This is a genomic window from Streptomyces sp. NPDC096136 (genome assembly GCF_044763325.1).
Taxonomy (GTDB): Bacteria; Actinomycetota; Actinomycetes; order Streptomycetales; family Streptomycetaceae; genus Streptomyces.
Genome location: NZ_JBIWFZ010000011.1, coordinates 1 through 17,928 on the forward strand (window position 1 = coordinate 1; position 17,928 = coordinate 17,928).

Genomic DNA, 17,928 nt, shown 5'->3' on the forward strand with positions numbered 1-17,928 from the left:
GGCTGCGGCGGCGGACACGTCCCCAACGTCCTGAAGATGGCGGGCGTGCCGAACGTGATCGGCTCCTCCACCAACCCCACCCTGCCCTTCGGCCGCGACGCGGTCGCCGAGCACTACGGCATGATCGTCTCCGTCCACGCGCTGAAGACGGACCTCCCCGGCGACGCGGCCATGGCCCGCGACCGCATCCGCGCCGGGACGATGGGGGCCGAGGACGTCCTGCACGACCTGGGCGCCATCGCCATCACCTCCTCCGACGCCCAGGGCATGGGCCGCGCCGGCGAGACCGTCCGCCGGACCTTCGCCATGGCCGGGAAGATGAAGGCGGATCTGGGTCCGATGGAGGGGGACGGGGAGGGCGACGACAACGCCCGCGTCCTGCGGTACATCGCGAAGCTGACGATCAACCCGGCCATCGCCCACGGCCTGGCCCACGAGATCGGCTCCATCGAGGTCGGCAAGCTCGCCGACATCGTCCTGTGGCGCCCCCCGTTCTTCGGTGCCAAGCCCCAGATGGTCCTGAAGTCCGGATTCCCGGCGTACGGGGTCACCGGCGATCCCAACGCCGCCACGGACTGCTGCGAACCGCTGGTCCTCGGCCCGCTCTTCGGCGCCCACGGCGCCGCCCCCGCCGACCTCTCCGTCGCCTTCGTCAGCCGCGCCGCCGCCGAGTCCGGCTCCTCCGGCGCCCCGTACGACGCCCTCGGCACCCGGCGCCGCAGGGTGGCCGTCCGCGGCACCCGGGGCATCGGCCCGGGGAGCATGGTCGGCAACGCCCGCCTGGGGGAGGTCGACGTGGACCCCCGCAGCGGCCTCGTGACCCTCGACGGGGAGCCCCTGCGCTCCGAGCCGGCGGACCGGGTCTCCCTCAACCGCCTCTACTTCCTCTGAGGCCGTCCCGCCGCCCGTCCTGCCCCACCGCTCAGCTCTTGACTGAATTTTCAGTTCGATGGAAGACTCCACCGACAGAAGAAATGAGACACCTGATGGCTGAATACCGTATGCCCGCCGAATGGTCCGCGCACGAGGGCTGTCTGATGGCCTGGCCCACCCGTGAGGACCTGTGGGGCAGCGTCCTGGACGACGTCAAGGAGGAGTACGCGAACGTCGCCCGCGCCATCTCCGCGTTCGAGCCCGTCACCATGGTCGCCCCGCCCGGACACGGCGAGGACGCCCGCGGCCACTGCGGGGACGGCATCACCGTCATCGAGCTGCCGCTCGACGACTCCTGGTTCCGCGACTCCGCCCCGCTGTTCGTCCTGGACGGCGACGGCCGGCGCGCGGGCGTGGACTTCCGCTTCAACGCCTGGGGCGGCAAGCACCACCCCTTCGACGCCGACGACCGGATCAGCTCCCTGCTCCTGGAGCACCTCGGGGTCGACCGCATCGCCTCCGGCATGGTCCTGGAGGGCGGGGCCATCACCGTCGACGGGGAGGGCACGCTCATCACCACCGAGCAGTGCCTCCTGCACCCCAACCGGAACCCCGGCATGACCCGCGAGGAGATCGAGGACGAGCTGAAGACCCGCCTCGGCATCACCAAGGTCATCTGGCTGCCGTACGGCGGCCTGCGCGACACCGAGACCGACGGCCACGTCGACGGGGTCTGCGCCTTCGCCGCACCCGGCACGGTCGTCGTCTCCCTCCCCTCCGATCCCGCCCACCCCGACTACGCCCGGATGCGCGCCAACCGCGCCGTCCTGGAGGCCGTCACCGACGCCCGCGGCCGGCGCCTGGAGGTCGTCGAGGTGCCCCAGACGGCCTTCACCGACCTCGCCGACGGCGAGATCGAGGTGTCGTACATGAACTACTACATCGCCAACGGCGGCGTCGTCGTCCCGGTCGCCGGCGTGCCCCAGGACGAGGACGCCCTCGCCGTGATCGCCTCCGCCCACCCCGGCCGCAAGGTCGTCGGCGTACGGGCGCTCGCCATCGCCTTCGGCGGCGGCGGTGTCCACTGCATCACCCAGCAGATCCCGGCCCCGCCCGCCGCCGGCTGATCCCCACGCCCTTCCGCTCCAGGCGGACCGCCCGCCCCGGCGGTCCGCCCGCTCCTCCCCCCGACCCTCACGGAACGAAAGAGCGCGACGATGACCAGCTCCCCACCCCGCACGAGCAGACGCCCCCGCCCCCGCCTCCGCGCGGCGGCCGCCCTCACCGCCCTCCTGACCTCCTGCGCCCTCCTCTCCGCCTGCTCCGGCCCGCCCAAGGACGCGGCGGGCGGCGTCACCGACGTCACGCTGTCCCCCTCCACCCCCGAGGCCCGCGGCGAGATCGACTCCTTCACCTGGGCCGTCTACGCCGAACCGCCCACCCTCGACTACACGGCGGCCTTCGACTACCCGCAGAACACCGTGCTCTCCAACGTGTGCGAGAGCCTCATGCGCTGGACCCCCTCCCTCACCACGGAGCCCGGCCTCGCCCGGCAGGCGACCAACCCCGACCCCACCACCTGGGTCTACGACCTGCGCCCCGGCGTCCGCTTCCACGACGGCCGGGAGATGACCGCCGACGACGCAGTCTTCAGCCTCGCCCGGCAGATGGACCCCGAGAACGCGGCCGCCTGGGCGCAGGTGTTCCAGAACGTCGCCGCCGTCACCGAGACCGGCCCGCTCCAGGTCACCGTCAAGCTCAAGAAGCCCGACTCCCAGTTCCCCCAGTACATGGCCACCGCCGCCGGCGTGGTCGCCTCCAAGGCCACCGTCGAGGCCGCGGGCAAGGACTACGGCACCACCGGCGACCTCGGCTGCACCGGCCCGTTCAAGCTCGGCCCGTGGAACAAAGGGCAGTCGATCGAGCTGGACCGCTTCGACGGCTACCGCGGCCCCAAGACCAAGTCGAAGAAGGCCGTCTTCCGCATCCTGACCGACCCCTCCGCGCGCACCAACGCCCTGCTCAGCGGGGAGGCCGACGGCGGCTACCTGATCCCCACCGAGAGCTACGCCCGGCTGCGCGACAGCGGGACCGGGACGCTCTACTTCGGCGAGGGCCTGAGCACGGTCAACCTCAACGTCACCGACATGAAGGGCCCCCTCGGCGACATCCGCGTCCGCCGGGCCCTGTCCCTGGCCCTCGACCGCACCGGCTTCGTCAAGGCCGGACTCGGCGGCGCGGGCACCGTCACCAACTCCCTCACCACCCGCGCCGCCTGGGCCGCCGCGCCCGAGCGCACCCTGAAGACCGCCTTCGACGGCCTGCCGCCCACCGGCCAGGACATCGAGAAGGCCACGGCCCTGGTCAAGGAGGCCGGGGCCACCGGCAAGACCCTGACCGTCGCCACCAGCTCCATCGGCCAGGACGTCTCCCTCCTCGCCACCGCCGTCCAGGCGGCCGGCACCCGCATCGGACTGGACGTCCGGCTGAAGACGATCGCCCCGAACGCCTTCACCGCCCTGTTCACCGACCCCCGGGCGCGCGAGGGCATCGACATGTTCCCGCTCACCTACTACGACTCGATCACCGACCCGCTCGACCTGCTGGTCAACTTCAAGACCGGCGCCTACCTCAACTTCGGCGGCTACAGCGACCCCGAGTACGACCGCCTCGTCGACCAGGCCACCGCCGCCTACCCGACGGAGGAGCGCATGGACATCGCCGCCAAGCTCCAGCACCAGGCGTCCGAACAGCTCCTGTGGATCCCCGTCGCCGAATGGCCCACCGCCCTGTTCATGAACAAGCGGATCACCGGCGCCCCCACCACCATCTCGTACATGTACCACCCGTGGGCCGCCGACGTGGGGGCCGCCCAGTGAGCTTCCTCAGATTCGCCGTACGACGGGTGGCGGAGATGGCCGCCACCCTGCTCGTCGCCTCGTTCGCCGTCTTCGGGGCCCTGTACCTGGCACCGGGCAACCCGGCGAGCTTCCTGCTCGCCGGCCGCTCCGCCTCGCCGGACGCCCTCGCCGCCGTCAACGCCCAGTACCACCTGGACGACCCCTTCCTCGTCCGCTACCTGCGCTGGCTGGGCGACGTCCTGCACGGGGACTTCGGCCGGTCGATCACCTACCGCACCGACGTCTCCCGCCTGCTCGCCGACCGGCTGCCCACGACCCTGGTGCTGATCGCGATGTCGCTCGTCGTGGTCGTCGCGGCCGGCCTGCTCCTCGGCCGGATCGCCGCCGTCCGCGGCGGGGCCGCCGACTCCGCGATCCTCGTCACCACGACCCTCGCCGTCGGCACCCCCTCCTTCGTCGCGGCGGTCCTCCTCCAGGGCCTGTTCGCCGTCGACCTCGGCTGGTTCCCCAGCAGCGGTACGGGCGAGGGCGGCTTCGGGGACCTCGTGTGGCACCTCGTCCTGCCCTCGGTCGCCCTCGCGCTGTACCTGATCGGCATGCTCGCCCGGGTCACCCGCTCCGCCATGCTCGAAGCCCTCGACAGCGAGCACGTCACCGTCGCCCGCAGCCGCGGCGTCCCCGAACGCCAGGTCATCCGCCGCCACGTCTTCCGCAACTCGCTGGGCACCGTCCTGACCACCGGCGGCCTGATCGTCTCCACGCTGCTGGTGTGCACCATCCTCGTCGAGACCGCCTTCAGCGTCGGCGGGATCGGACAGCTCCTGGAACTCTCCACCACCACCAAGGACTTCCCGACCGTCCAGGCCATATCGCTGATCATCGTCGCCCTCTTCATGACCGTGAACCTGCTCGTGGACCTGGCCCTGCCCCTCGTCGACCCCCGGGTCGCCCTCGGATCCAGGAGGGCCGCCGCGTGACCGCCGTACTGACCCGCAGGCCCGGCCTCGCCCGGATCCGCGCGGCAGCCCCCCCGCTCCACATCGCCTGCCTGGCGCTGGTCGCCGTCGTCGTCCTCGCCGCCCTGCTCGCACCCTGGCTCGCCCCGCACGACCCCAACACGGTCGACCTGGGCGACGCCCTCGCCGCGCCCTCCGCCGCACACCCCTTCGGCGTGGACGCCGCCGGCCGCGACACCCTCTCCCGGCTGGTGCTCGGCGCCCGGACCTCCCTGCTGGGACCGCTCGGCGTCGTCGCCTTCTCCACCGTCGCCGGCATCGCCATCGGCACGGCGGCGGCCTGGCGCGGCGGCTGGCTCGACTCGGTCCTCTCCCGCAGCACCGAGCTGGTCTTCGCCTTCCCCGGCATGCTGCTCGCCATCCTGATCATCTCCGTCTACGGAGAGGGGCTGCTCGCCCCGGTCCTCGCCCTCGCCGTGGCCTACACGCCCTACGTCAGCCGCCTCACCCGCTCCCTGGTCCTGGTGGAACGGGCCCGGCCGTACGTCAGCTCCTACCGGGTCCAGGGCCACTCCGCCCTCCAGATCTGCCTGCGCCACGTCCTGCCCAACATCGCGCCCGTCGTCCTCGCCCAGTCCGCCATCAACTTCGGCTACGCCCTCATGGACCTCGCCGGACTGTCCTTCCTCGGACTCGGCGTCCCCGCGCTCACGCCCGACTGGGGCCGCATGGTCTTCGACGGACAGACCGCCGTCCAGCACGGCTACCCGCTGTCCGCGATCCTGCCCTGCGCCGTCATCGTGCTGACCGTGGTCGCCTTCAACGTGGTGGGCGAGCGCTGGGCGGACCTCGTCGCCAGGAGAGACCGATGAGAACACCGAATCCGTCCGCCGCACCCGCCGCCGCACCGGGCCCCGCGCTCGACATCCGGGGCCTGAGGATCACCCTGCCCGGCACCGCCCGGCCCGTCCTCGACGGGATCGACCTCACCGTCGCCGCCGGCGAGACCGTCGCCCTCGTCGGCGAGTCCGGCTCCGGCAAGTCCCTCACCTCCCGCAGCGCCCTGCGCCTGCTGCCGCCCGGCGCCGCCGTCGAGGGCGAGGTACGGGTCGGCGGCCGGGACGTCCTCACCCTGAACGCCGCCGCACTGCGCGCCGTACGGTCCGGCACGGCGGCCATGGTCTTCCAGGACCCGCGCGCCGCCGTCAACCCGCTGCGCCGGATCGGCGACTTCCTCACCGAGAGCGTCACCCTCACCGGGGCCATGGGGCGCGACGGGGCCGCCTCGCGGGCCGCCGAACTCCTGGGGGCCGTCGGCCTGGACGCGTCCGTCCTGCGCAAGTACCCCGGCCAGGTCTCCGGCGGCATGCTGCAACGGGTCGTCATCGCGGCGGCCCTCATGGGAGACCCCGCGCTCCTGCTGGCCGACGAACCGACCACGGCGCTCGACGTCACCAGCCAGGCCGAGGTCATCGCACTGCTGGCCGCACTGCGCGAACGCTTCGGCACCGGACTGCTGTTCGTCACCCACGACCTCGACCTCGCCGCCGCCATCAGCGACCGGGTCTACGTCATGTACGCCGGACGGATCGCCGAGACCGGCCCCGCCGAGGCCCTCTTCGCGCGCCCCCGCCACCCCTACACGGCGGCCCTCCTCGCCTCCACCCCGCGCATGGGCGGCCCCCGGGGCCGGCTCGCCGCCATCGCCGGCCAGCCGCCCGACCTGCGCCGGGAACTGCCCGGCTGCGCCTTCGCCGCGCGCTGCCCGCTCGCCACCGAGGTCTGCGACGAGCGGGCCCCGCTGCCGGCCGCCGCCCCGGACCGCCCGGAGCACCGGGCGGCCTGCCACCACAGCGACCGGCTCGAAGGGAGCGCCGTCGATGCCCGATGACGTGGACGACGTACGGGACGTACTGGAGGTCAAGGGGCTGCACCGCTCCTACGGAGCCGTGCGCGCCGTGGACGGCGTGTCCTTCTCCCTCCGGGCGGGCGGATCGCTGGGGATCGTCGGGGAGTCCGGGTCCGGCAAGACCACCACGGCCCGGATCGTCGTCGGCCTGGAACGGGCCGACGCCGGCGAGGTCCTGGTCGGCGGCCGGTCCCGGACCGCGCCGGGCGGCGGACGCGGCCGGGCCCGCCGGCTGGCCCGCGCCCGCGAGGTCCAGATGGTCTTCCAGGACCCGTACCTCTCCCTCGACCCCCGTACGACCGTGGAGCAGGCCCTGCGCGAACCGCTCGGCCTGCACTTCCCCGGCCGCGACCACACCCGGCGCGTCGGCGAGCTGCTGGACCAGGTCGGCCTGGGCACCAGGGCCGCCGACGCCCTGCCCCGGCAGTTGTCCGGGGGCCAGCGCCAGCGCGTGGCCATCGCCCGGGCCCTGGCCGTCGAGCCGGCCGTCCTCGTCCTGGACGAGGCGGTCGCCGCCCTCGACGTCTCGGTGCAGGCGCAGATCCTCAACCTGCTCGCCGACATCAGGGAGCAGACCCGCATCGGGTACCTCTTCATCACCCACGACCTGGGCGTCGTCCGGTGCGTCACCGACGAGATCGTCGTGATGCGCCACGGCCGCATCGTCGAGGCGGGGGCCACGGCCGAGGTGCTCGCCGCGCCCCGGCACGCGTACACCCGGCTGCTCCTGGAGTCGGTGCCGCGCCCGGGCTGGGACCCGGAGGCGATCGCCGCGGCCCGCAGGGCGCTCTAGGACGGGGGGAACGGGGGAACAGGGGAACAGGGGGGCTCAGGCGCCGGCGGCGAGCGTGCGGATCAAGGTCCGCAGGACCGGCTCGCCGCCGTCGCCCAAGACGGCTCCGCCGTCGGCCCCCAGGGACTCCATGGCCGCCAGCCCGTCCACCGCCGCCGCCACGGCCAGCCCCAGCGGGCGGGGGTCCGGTGCTCCGCCGCGCTCGTCGGCCAGCACCTGGAACAGGGCGACGAAGCAGGCCCGCCAGCGCCGGTACTCGGCGTCCAGCACCACCCTCACCCGGGAGTCGTTCAGGGCGTGCCAGTGCAGCGCGGAGTGGAGGTGCGACAGCTCCGCGCCCTCGGGCCGGCCCAGCAGCCCGACCACCCGCTCGGCCCGCTCCGCGAAGGTGCCGGGGCGGGACACGGCCTCCTCCAGCGGGGTGATCCACTCGGGGTGGATGTCCGCGATGACCGCCAGGACCAGATCGGTGCGGTCCTGGAAGTGGTAGTGGCACATCCCGTGCGAAACCCCGCTCAGCGCGGCCACGTTGCGCGTGGTGAACCGCTCGCCCGGCTCTCCGGCGAGCAGGGTCCGCGCGGCGGCGATCAGCCGCGCCCGGGTCTGCTCGCCCTTCGCCGAGGCCCGCGGGCGGGCGGCCCGCGCGGGCGGGGCGGGCGGTACCTCGGAATGCTGCGCGGAAGCTGCCATGGGCGTCACTCTAACCAGCCTCCACCACGCGACCTGGGGCTTTCCCCGATCCGCCGGAAGAACCCTGTCGCATCTATTGACCGAGCGCTTGGCCAGTTCTAGCTTTCCGGCCAACCCCACCTACCGCGTGGGGAGTTGGAGCATGGGAGGAACCGTCATGAACGACCACATGGTGAACCGGCCCGAGGGCGGGGCGCTGGACCGGCGCAGATTCCTGACGGCGGCCGCCGCCACCGGGATCGCCGCCGCCGGCCTCGCGGCGTCCGGGGGGCGCGCCCGGGCCGCCTCCGCCTCCGTGCCCCGGCCCGCCGCGGCGGGCGCCTTCCGCGTACCGGCCGAGGACGTCCGCCACACCCGTACCTGGATGGCCTTCCCCGACAGCAGCGCCATCTGGGGCGGCGCGCTCTCCGGGGTCCAGTCGGACATCGCCCTGATCGCCCGGACCATCGCCAAGTACGAACCCGTCCACCTCTGCGCCAACGCGGCCAGCGCCGCCAAGGCCCGCTCCCTGTGCGGTCCGACCGTCACCGTCCTCACCTCGATCCCGGTCGACGACTGCTGGATGCGCGACAGCGGACCGGTCTTCCGCACCGACGGGGCCGGCGGCCTCGACGCCGTCGGCCTGAACTTCAACGGCTGGGGCAACAAGCAGACCCACGCCCGCGACGCCCTCGTCGCCGGCCGGATCGCCGCCTACGCCGGGGTCCCCTTCACCGCCGCCGGAGTGGTGGGGGAGGGCGGCGCGGTCGAGCAGGACGGCGCGGGCACCCTGATGGCCACCCGCAGCAGCCTCGTCAACAAGAACCGCAACCCGGGCGCCTCGCAGACGCAGATCGAGGCGGCCCTGCGCGCCGCCTACGGGGCCTCCAAGGTCATCTGGTTCGACGGCGTGGTCGGTCAGGACATCACCGACGACCACGTCGACGCGACCTCCCGCTTCCTCGCCCCCGGCCGGGCCGCGGTCCAGATGCCCCTGGCCACGGACACCGACGCCTACGCCAAGGACGCACGCCTGCAGTACCGGGCCCTGTCCGCCGCCACGGCCGCCGACGGCACGCGCATGGCCGTCGAGCAGATCCAGGGCCCCGACTACGACAAGATCCGCTCGACGAACCGGGACTTCCTCGCCTCGTACGCCAACTACTACCTGTGCAACGGGGCCGTCGTCTCGGCCCACTTCGGCGACACCCGCGCCGACTCGGCGGCCCGGGCCACCCTGGCGCGCCTCTACCCGGGCCGCACGGTCGAGCAGCTGAACATCGACCGCCTGGGCACGGGCGGGGGCGGAATCCACTGCGTGACCCAGCAGCAGCCGGTGCCGTAGCGGACCGGGGGCGAGGGGGCTGCCGGTGACCGGCCGCGCCACCGGCAGCCCGCCCGCCTCCGGCGTGCGGGCGCCCGCGGGAGCCGGTAGCGTCGAATGCGTACGTTCCGCCCAGAGCGCCGCGACGCCCGCCCGGTACGGCCGGCCGCAGGAGTCGGCAGAGGAACGGGATCCCATGGCGAAGCACACCCGCAGCGCGGCGGCCGCGGCGGCCCTGGCCTTCCTGGCCGCGATCGCGGCGGCGCCGGCCGGCGCCGCGCGCCCGGGCGCTCCCGGCGCGGCGCCCGCCCCCTCCACCCCGGCGCGGTTCGTGCCCGGGCCCTGCCCGAAGACGGCCGAGCCGGTACCCGCCCTGGCCCGGGCGCGCTGCGGCCGGCTGGAGGTCCCGGAGGACCGCGCCCGCCCCGGATCCCGCACCATCCGACTGGCCGCCGCGGTGATCCCGGCCACCTCGGCCGAGCCCGCCGCGGAGCCGGTCGTGTTCATGGCGGGCGGCCCCGGCGGCGAGACCTTCGACGACATCCCCGTCCTGGTCGACGCGGGCCTGAACCGGGACCACGACCTGATCGTCATGGCACAGCGGGGCAACCGCTACGACGAGCCGAACCTCGCCTGCCCCGAGGTGGACCGGTTCAACGCGCGCTACCCGGGCCTCGGTTACGACTCGGCCGAGGCGAATCGGCTGATGCTGGAAGCGTTCACGAAGTGCCGGGACCGTCTGACGGCGGACGGCACCGACCTGGGGGCCTACAACACCCTGGAGAACGCGGCCGACTTCGCCGACCTGCGCACGGCGCTGGGCATCCCGCGGTGGAACGTGTACGGCTACTCCTACGGCTCCGACCTGGCCCTCACCTACCTGCGCACCCACCCCGAGGGGGTCCGCGCGGTGGCGCTCGACTCCCTCACGCCCCCGCAGGCCGCGATCCTGCCCTGGGGCTGGCCCAGCGCGCGCGAGGGCACGGGCGCCGTCCTCGCCGCGTGCGCGGCCGAGCCCGCCTGCAAGAGCCGCTACCCGGACCTGGAGCGCACCCTGACCGAGCAGGTGCGAAGGCTGGAGGCGAAGCCGCTGACGCTCACCGCCCGGCCGCCGAAGGGCGGGGAACCGGTGAAGGTGGTCCTCGACGGGGGAGCGCTGCTGAACCTGCTGGTCGCCAACGCCGTCCGGCCCCCCGACGTCCCCGCCGCCCTCGACGAGCTCGCCCACGGCCGGCCGGAGCGCTTCGCGCGGGCCCGCGCCGCCGACTCGGTCCAGGCGGCCGGCATGACCGCGCACGGCCTGACCCAGTCGGTGGCCTGCGCCGAATGGGTGCCCGGGGCCTCGGAGTCCGACGTGCTGGACGCGGGGCGCGAGGCCTTCCCCGGGTGGCCGCGGACCGTCCTGGCCCAGGCGCCGCAACTCCCCTTCGAGCACGACGTGTGCCGGATCTGGAACGTGCCGGACCGCTCGGCGGAGCAGCGGACCGCCACCGTCAGCCGGGTGCCGGCGCTCCTGTTCTCCGGCACCTTCGACGCGAAGACGGGTGCGTCCTTCGCCCGGGACGCGGCCCGTACGCTCTCCCGCTCGACCTCCGTGAGGATCCCCGGCGTCACGCACTGGGTGGTCCCCCAGTCGCCCTGCGCCCGGAAGGTGCTGGCCTCCTTCCTCGCCCGTCCGACCGCACCCGACACCGGCTGCGTGGCCGGCCTCGGGCCGGCGCCGTTCACCCTCACCCCGAAGTGACCGGGAGGACCGATGGCCCGCACCCGCGCGTCCCGCCATGGCCGCTCCGTACGGCGGCTGCACGCCACCTCCGCCGGACTGGCGACCGGACTGCTCCTCACCGGCCTGGTCACCGCGCCCGCCCACGCCCACGGCACCGCCGGCCCCACCCCCACGCCCGGCGCGGCGCCGCTCGGCAGCGTCGCGGGGACGGCGTCCGGGGGCGCCCGCTACGAGCCGGGCGACTGCCCCCGGACCCAGCAGCCGATCGCCGAGCTCGAAGGGGCCCGCTGCGGCACGCTCACCGTCCCCGAGAACCGCTCCGCACCGGACGGGCGGACCATCAGGCTCGGGGTGGCGGTCGTCCCGGCGGTCTCGGCCGCACCCCGCCCCGACCCGGTCGTCTGGCTCGCCGGAGGACCCGGCGACGACGCCGTCGGGGAGGCCGAACTGGCGGTCGACGGCGGCCTCAACCGCGACCGCGACGTGGTCCTCATGTCCCAGCGCGGCACGTACTCGGCCGACCCGGCGCTCCTGTGCCCCAACGTCGACGAGTTCCACGCGCGCGTGATCGGCCTCGTAGCCGCCGCCCCGTCCACCGAGCGCGCGCACCTCGACGCGACGAAGGCCTGCCGGGACAAGCTGGCGGCCACCGGGGCCGACCTCGGCGCCTACAACGACATCGAGAGCGCCGCCGACTACGCGGACCTGCGCTCCGCCCTGGGCGTCAAGGAGTGGAACCTCTTCGGGATCTCCTACGGAACCCAGCTGGCGCTCACCACCATGCGCCTGCACCCCGAAGGCATCCGGTCGGTCGGTCTCGACGGCATCCTGCCGCCCTCCAGGGGAGGTTCGGCCGCGGCGTGGAGCAGCGCCCGGCAGGGATTCGACGGCCTGTTCAAGGCGTGCGCGCAGCAGCCCGCCTGCAACCGCCGCTATCCGAACCTGTCCGCCACCTTCGAACGCCTTGTGCGTGAGCTGGAGGCCAGGCCGGTCACCACCACCGTCACCGTTCCCGGACAGCCCAAGCCGGTGAAGGTCGTCCTGGACGGCTCGGCGCTGGTGACCTGGCTGACCACCGCCACCCACGCCGCGGAGGGGGTGCCCCGCTCCCTCGACGAGCTGGCCCACGGCAGGCCGGAGCGGATCGCCCGGCAGTGGGCGGCCTGGCGGCTCGCCCCCCAGGCCGTCGGGAGCGTGTCGCACGGCCTCGAATACGGGGTCTTCTGCAGCGAGTGGACCCCGTACGAGACCCAGGCCCAGGCGCTCGAAGGAGGCCGCCGGGCCTTCCCGGCGTTCCCGCCCTCGGTGCAGGCCCAGGCCCCGCAGCTGGCCTACCTCCGCCCGGACTGCAGGGTGTGGAACGTCCCCGCGGCCCCGCCGTCGATCCGCGACGCCACCCGCAGCGACATCCCCACCCTGGCCCTGTCCGGCGGCTTCGACGCCCAGACGGGCGCGGACAACGGCCCGTACGTCGCCCGCACCCTGCCCCGGGCCACCGTCGTCACGGTCCCGTACGAGCCGCACGTGGTCTTCGCGACGTCGAAGTGCGCCCAGGCGATCACGGGCTCCTTCCTCGACGACCCGACGGCCCCGGACACCGCGTGCCTCAAGGACCTGCGGGCCCCGGCCTTCGAGACCGGTCCCTGAACCCTCCGCAGCGGCGGCGGCGCCACGCCGTGGACACTGCTTGACCGATCAACCGGCCGCGACGTAGCTTCGGGCGCAACGACTCGTGAGCCCGGGAAGGAGGCGGCGTCGGATGTCCACCCCCTCCGCACCGCCGCGCCCCGCGCACGAGGTCGCCTGGGCTCCCGGCCGTGTAGCACACGGCTGCTGAACGGCCCCCCCTCCTCCCGGTGCGCCCCCTCGCGGCCCCGGGCTTCCCTTTTCCTCCCCATCGCCCGCGGTGCGCCGCCGTGTGCCGGCATGCGCTCCGCGGGCCGTGAGAGCAGCGCCACCGAAAGAGAAAGCTCCTGAAATATGGCGACTAGAAGAATCATGCCCTTTACGTTCCGAATCGAGGGCGTGCGATGGTAGCGGCGCGGATCACCGTCAACGGCAGCGAGACCCCGATCGAGCCGGCCTCCCCCCACACCACGGTGCTGGACTTCCTGCGCGAGCGCGGCCTCACCGGCACCAAGGAGGGCTGTGCCGAAGGAGAATGCGGCGCCTGTTCGGTCCTGGTGGCCCGGCCCGGCGTGGACAAGCCCACCGACTGGGTGGCGGTCAACGCCTGTCTGATCCCGGCCGCGGCACTCGACGGCCAGGAGGTCGTCACCTCCGAAGGCCTCGCCACCGCCGGCGAGCCCGGCACACCGCCCGCCCTGCACCCCGTGCAGGAGGAGATGGCGGTCCGCGGCGGCTCCCAATGCGGCTACTGCACGCCGGGGTTCGTGTGCAGCATGGCCGCCGAGTACTACCGCCCCGGCCGCTGCGCCCACGACGGGCAGGCCGACGGCGCCGACCTCGAGCACGGCCCGAACGGCTTCGACCTGCACGCGCTGAGCGGGAACCTGTGCCGCTGCACCGGGTACCGCCCCATCCGCGACGCCGCGTTCGCCGTCGGCGCCCCCGCCGGGGACGACCCGCTGGCACGGCGCCGCGAGCAGTCCCCGCCCGCACCGGTCGCCACCGCCTACACCCGGGACGACAGCGCGTTCCTGCGGCCCGGCACCCTGGACGAAGCGCTGCGGCTGCTGCGCGAGCGCCCCGACGCGGTCGTCGTCGCCGGAAGCACCGACTGGGGCGTGGAGGTCAACATCCGCTCCCGCCGCGCCCCTTGCGTGATCGCCGTCGACCGGCTGCCCGAACTGCGCACCCTGCACGTCGCCTCCGACCACATCGAGATCGGCGCGGCGCAGAGCCTCACCGAGATCGAACGCCGCCTCGACGGCAGGGTCCCGCTCCTCGCCGAGCTGTTCCCCCTGTTCGCCTCCCGCCTCATCCGCAACAGCGCGACCCTCGGCGGCAACCTGGGCACCGGCTCGCCCATCGGCGACAGCCCGCCGGTGCTGCTCGCGCTGGAGGCGTCGGTGGTGCTCGCCGACGCCGACGGCCGGCGCGAGGTCCCCCTGCGCGACTACTTCACCGGCTACCGGCAGAGCGTGCGCCGCCCCGGCGAGCTGATCCTCGCCGTGCGCGTGCCGCTGCCGCTGTCCCCGGTCACGGCCTTCCACAAGATCGCCAAGCGGCGCTTCGACGACATCTCCAGCGTCGCGGTCGCCTTCGCGCTCGACATCGAGGACGGGACCGTCCGCACGGCGCGCATCGGCCTGGGCGGCGTGGCCGCCACCCCGATCCGCGCCCTCGCCGCCGAGGCCGCCCTGGAGGGCCGGGCCTGGACGGCGGAGACCGTCGAGGCCGCGGCCCGGGTGCTGGAGGCCGAGGGCACGCCGATGGACGACCACCGCGCCAGCGCCGGGTACCGCTCGGCCATGCTCGGCCGGAGCCTGCTGAAACTGTACGCACAGCACACCGAGGCGGTGTCGTCGTGAGCCACCTGTCCCAGCGCCCCGAGAAGCCCGCCGTCGGGCTCCCGCTGCCGCACGAGAGCGCCGCCCTGCACGTCACCGGCGCCGCCCTCTACACCGACGACCTGATCCACCGCACCAAGGACGTCCTGCACGCCCACCCGGTCCAGGTGATGAAGGCCCACGGCAGGATCACCGCCCTGCGCACCGCGCCCGCGCTCGACGTCCCCGGCGTGGTCCGCGTCCTGACCGCCGCCGACGTGCCCGGTGTCAACGACGCCGGCATGAAGCACGACGAACCGCTCTTCCCCGACACGGTCATGTTCCACGGCCACGCCGTCGCCTGGGTGCTCGGCGAGACCCTGGAGGCCGCGCGGCTCGGCGCGGCCGCCGTCGAGGTGGAACTCGACGAACTGCCCTCGCTGGTCACCCTGTCGGAGGCGATCGCCGCCGAGAGCTTCCACGGCGCCCGCCCCGTGATGCTGGCCGGCGACGTCGACGCCGGCTTCGCCGAATCCGCGCACGTGTTCACCGGCGAGTTCCGGTTCTCCGAGCAGGAGCACTTCTACCTGGAGACCCACGCGGCCCTCGCCCACATCGACGAAGCCGGACAGGTCTTCGTCCAGAGCAGCACCCAGCACCCCTCGGAGACCCAGGAGATCGTCGCCCACGTCCTCGGGCTGCACAGCCACGAGGTGACCGTGCAGTGCCTGCGGATGGGCGGCGGCTTCGGCGGCAAGGAGATGCAGCCGCACGGATTCGCGGCCGTCGCCGCCCTCGGCGCCCGGCTCACCGGCCGGCCCGTCCGGGTACGGCTCACCCGGACCCAGGACCTGACCATGTCGGGCAAGCGGCACGGGTTCCACGCCTCCTGGAAGATCGGCTTCGACGCCGGGGGGCGCATCCGCGCCCTGGACGCCACCCTGACCGCGGACGGCGGCTGGAGCCTGGACCTGTCCGAGCCGGTGGTGGCCCGCGCGCTGTGCCACATCGACAACACCTACTGGATCCCCCACGCGCGCATCGCCGGCCGGATCGCCCGGACCAACAAGGTCTCCAACACGGCCTTCCGCGGCTTCGGCGGACCCCAGGGCATGCTGGTGATCGAGGACATCATGGGACGCTGCGCCCCCCTCCTCGGCCTGGACCCGACGGAGCTGCGGGAGCGCAACTTCTACCGCGAGGGCCAGCACACGCCCTACGGGCAGCCGGTCACCCAGCCCGAACGGATCTCCGCCGTCTGGGAACAGGTCAAGGAGAACGGCGCGATCGCCGACCGGCGCCGGGAGATCGCCGCCTTCAACGCCGCGCACCCGCACACCAAGCGGGCCCTGGCGCTCACCGGCATCAAGTTCGGCATCTCGTTCAACCTCACCGCCTTCAACCAGGGCGGCGCGCTGGTGCTGGTCTACAAGGACGGCTCGGTCCTGATCAACCACGGCGGCACCGAGATGGGCCAGGGCCTGCACACCAAGATGATCCAGGTCGCCGCGACCACCCTCGGCATCCCGCTGCACAAGGTGCGGCTGGCGCCGACGCGCACCGACAAGGTGCCCAACACCTCGGCCACCGCGGCCAGCGCCGGGGCGGACCTCAACGGCGCGGCGGTCAAGAACGCCTGCGAGCAGCTGCGCGGGCGGCTCCTGGAGGTGGCCGGCACCCGGCTGGGCGCGAACGCCTCGGACGTGCGCATCGTCGAGGGCGTCGCCCGCGTCCTCGGCGACGACCGCGAACTCGCCTGGGACGACCTGGTGCGCACCGCCTACCTCCAGCGCGTCCAGCTGTCCGCCGCCGGCTTCTACCGCACCGAGGGGCTGCACTGGGACGCGAAGGCCTTCAGGGGCTCGCCGTTCAAGTACTTCGCCCACGGCGCGGCCGCCGCCGAGGTGGAGGTGGACGGGTTCACCGGCGCGTACCGCATCCGGCGGGTGGACATCGTGCACGACGTCGGCGACAGCCTGTCCCCGCTGGTCGACATCGGCCAGGTCGAGGGCGGCTTCGTCCAGGGCGCGGGATGGCTGACCCTGGAGGACATGCGCTGGGACACCGGAGACGGCCCGCACCGCGGGAGGCTGCTGACCCAGGCCGCGAGCACCTACAAGCTGCCGAGCTTCTCGGAGATGCCCGAGGAGTTCAACGTCACGCTGCTGCGGAACGCCACCGAGGAGGGAGCGGTCTACGGCTCGAAGGCGGTCGGCGAGCCCCCGCTGATGCTGGCGTTCTCGGTACGGGAGGCGCTGCGGCAGGCCGCCGCGGCCTTCGGACCCCCGGGGGCCTCGGTGGAACTGGCCTCCCCCGCGACCCCGGAAGCGGTGTTCTGGGCGGTCGAAGCGGCCCGCGCCGGCGCCGTCGCCCCTACCGGCGCGAGCGTTTCGAGCCATGCCTGACATGACCTGGGTAGCCGCGGTCGCGCGGTTGCGGGCCCGCCGGGAACCCGGCGCGCTCGTGACCGTCGCGACCGTGCGCGGCCACGCACCCCGCAAGGCCGGCGCCAAACTCGTGGTGGGGCGGGACGGGACCTGGGGCTCGATCGGCGGCGGCAACATCGAGGCCGTCGCCGTCGACCGGGCCCGCGAGGTGATCGACACCCCCGACGCGGAGCCGGAGCTGATGGAGTTCGCCCTCAACGACAAGGTCACCGGCCGGCACGGCGTGCAGTGCTGCGGCGGCGCCGTGTCGGTCCTGCTCGAACCCCTGCCGGTGGTCCCGGCGGTGGCGGTCTTCGGCGTCGGGCACGTCGGACTGGAACTGGCCCGCATCCTGGCCCGCTTCGACCTCGACCTGCACCTGGTCGACAGCCGCCCGGGCCAGCTCGCCGAGGAGCGGCTCGCCGTGCTCGGGGACGCGGTGGCGCAGGTCCACGTCCACCACACCCCGCTGCTCCCGGAGGAGGTGCTCGCCGACCTGGCCCCCGGCACCCACGTCCTGATCATGACCCATGACCACGCGGAGGACGCCGCCCTGTGCGACGCGGCCCTGCGCACCGAGGGCCTGGGCACGATCGGACTGATCGGCTCGGCCGCCAAATGGTCCAGGTTCCGCCACCGCCTGTCCACCGAGGGCGGCCACGACGACGCGACCATCGACCGCATCAAGACCCCGATCGGGATGACGGAGATCACCGGCAAGGAACCCGCCGCGATCGCCGTGGGCGTCGCGGCCGACCTCCTGTGCACCTTCGAACGGGAAAGGAGCTGAGGAACCGGGGCCGCCGCCGGAGGATCTCCGGCCGGCGGCGGCCCCCGGCGCCGACCCTGCGGAATGCGTCCCCGCACGCGCTCCGACTATGCTCCGGCACATGCCCGCCCCGTCCGCCCGTTCGGACGGGGCGGACCGCACATCGCGCG

At 73.9% G+C, this 17,928-nt stretch carries 14 protein-coding genes; 13 read left to right on the plus strand and 1 reads right to left on the minus strand.

From position 1 onward, the window contains the following. The 7 genes from ACIRBY_RS22520 to ACIRBY_RS22550 form a co-directional block, all read left to right on the plus strand. Positions 1 to 891: urease subunit alpha (locus ACIRBY_RS22520; protein WP_403902925.1), on the plus strand; the 891-nt coding region annotated here is incomplete at its 5' end. A 95-nt stretch (positions 892 to 986) separates the two neighbouring features. Beyond that, complete coding sequence (locus tag ACIRBY_RS22525; RefSeq protein ID WP_403902926.1) at positions 987 to 2,000, plus strand: agmatine/peptidylarginine deiminase; 1,014 nt, start codon at positions 987 to 989, stop codon at positions 1,998 to 2,000. A gap of 90 nt (positions 2,001 to 2,090) precedes the next feature. After that, positions 2,091 to 3,752 carry an ABC transporter substrate-binding protein gene (locus tag ACIRBY_RS22530; RefSeq protein ID WP_403902927.1) on the plus strand — a complete coding sequence of 554 codons (1,662 nt, stop codon included), beginning with the start codon at positions 2,091 to 2,093 and terminating at the stop codon, positions 3,750 to 3,752. Beyond that, positions 3,749 to 4,711: an ABC transporter permease gene (locus ACIRBY_RS22535; protein ID WP_403902940.1), complete on the plus strand. Its 963-nt coding sequence runs from the start codon at positions 3,749 to 3,751 to the stop codon at positions 4,709 to 4,711. The genes ACIRBY_RS22530 and ACIRBY_RS22535 overlap by 4 nt, the downstream gene beginning before the upstream one ends. Then, the gene (locus tag ACIRBY_RS22540; protein ID WP_403902943.1) at positions 4,708 to 5,562 is read left to right on the plus strand and encodes an ABC transporter permease; all 855 of its coding nucleotides are present in this window, start codon (positions 4,708 to 4,710) and stop codon (positions 5,560 to 5,562) included. Before ACIRBY_RS22535 ends, ACIRBY_RS22540 begins: the two co-directional genes overlap by 4 nt. Beyond that, on the plus strand, positions 5,559 to 6,581 hold the full coding sequence (locus ACIRBY_RS22545) for an ABC transporter ATP-binding protein (protein ID WP_403902945.1): 1,023 nt from the start codon (positions 5,559 to 5,561) through the stop codon (positions 6,579 to 6,581). Before ACIRBY_RS22540 ends, ACIRBY_RS22545 begins: the two co-directional genes overlap by 4 nt. Beyond that, the gene (locus ACIRBY_RS22550; protein WP_403902947.1) at positions 6,571 to 7,392 is read left to right on the plus strand and encodes an ABC transporter ATP-binding protein; all 822 of its coding nucleotides are present in this window, start codon (positions 6,571 to 6,573) and stop codon (positions 7,390 to 7,392) included. Before ACIRBY_RS22545 ends, ACIRBY_RS22550 begins: the two co-directional genes overlap by 11 nt. Before the next feature lie 36 nt (positions 7,393 to 7,428). On the opposite strand, the gene ACIRBY_RS22555 is transcribed toward ACIRBY_RS22550, so the two are convergent. Continuing rightward, positions 7,429 to 8,082 carry a TetR/AcrR family transcriptional regulator gene (locus ACIRBY_RS22555; protein WP_403902950.1) on the minus strand — a complete coding sequence of 218 codons (654 nt, stop codon included), beginning with the start codon at positions 8,080 to 8,082 and terminating at the stop codon, positions 7,429 to 7,431. A gap of 157 nt (positions 8,083 to 8,239) precedes the next feature. On the opposite strand from ACIRBY_RS22555, the gene ACIRBY_RS22560 reads away from it, so the two are divergent. The 6 genes from ACIRBY_RS22560 to xdhC all read left to right on the plus strand — a co-directional run bounded on the left by ACIRBY_RS22560 (position 8,240) and on the right by xdhC (position 17,779). Then, complete coding sequence (locus ACIRBY_RS22560; protein WP_403902953.1) at positions 8,240 to 9,406, plus strand: agmatine/peptidylarginine deiminase; 1,167 nt, start codon at positions 8,240 to 8,242, stop codon at positions 9,404 to 9,406. A 175-nt stretch (positions 9,407 to 9,581) separates the two neighbouring features. Next, positions 9,582 to 11,129, plus strand: a complete 1,548-nt coding sequence (locus tag ACIRBY_RS22565; RefSeq protein WP_403902955.1) for an alpha/beta fold hydrolase — start codon at positions 9,582 to 9,584, stop codon at positions 11,127 to 11,129. Positions 11,130 to 11,141: 12 nt separating this feature from the next. Next, positions 11,142 to 12,758, plus strand: coding sequence for an alpha/beta fold hydrolase (locus ACIRBY_RS22570; RefSeq protein ID WP_403902958.1), 1,617 nt, complete (start codon positions 11,142 to 11,144; stop codon positions 12,756 to 12,758). Between the two features lie 383 nt (positions 12,759 to 13,141). Beyond that, entirely contained in the window at positions 13,142 to 14,605 is a 1,464-nt protein-coding gene (locus tag ACIRBY_RS22575) for a xanthine dehydrogenase small subunit (RefSeq protein ID WP_403902960.1), read from the plus strand. Next, positions 14,602 to 16,968, plus strand: a complete 2,367-nt coding sequence (gene xdhB / locus ACIRBY_RS22580) for a xanthine dehydrogenase molybdopterin binding subunit (RefSeq protein ID WP_403902963.1) — start codon at positions 14,602 to 14,604, stop codon at positions 16,966 to 16,968. The genes ACIRBY_RS22575 and xdhB overlap by 4 nt, the downstream gene beginning before the upstream one ends. A 1-nt stretch (position 16,969) precedes the next feature. Continuing rightward, complete coding sequence (gene xdhC, locus ACIRBY_RS22585; protein ID WP_403902966.1) at positions 16,970 to 17,779, plus strand: xanthine dehydrogenase accessory protein XdhC; 810 nt, start codon at positions 16,970 to 16,972, stop codon at positions 17,777 to 17,779. Positions 17,780 to 17,928: the final 149 nt, after the last annotated feature.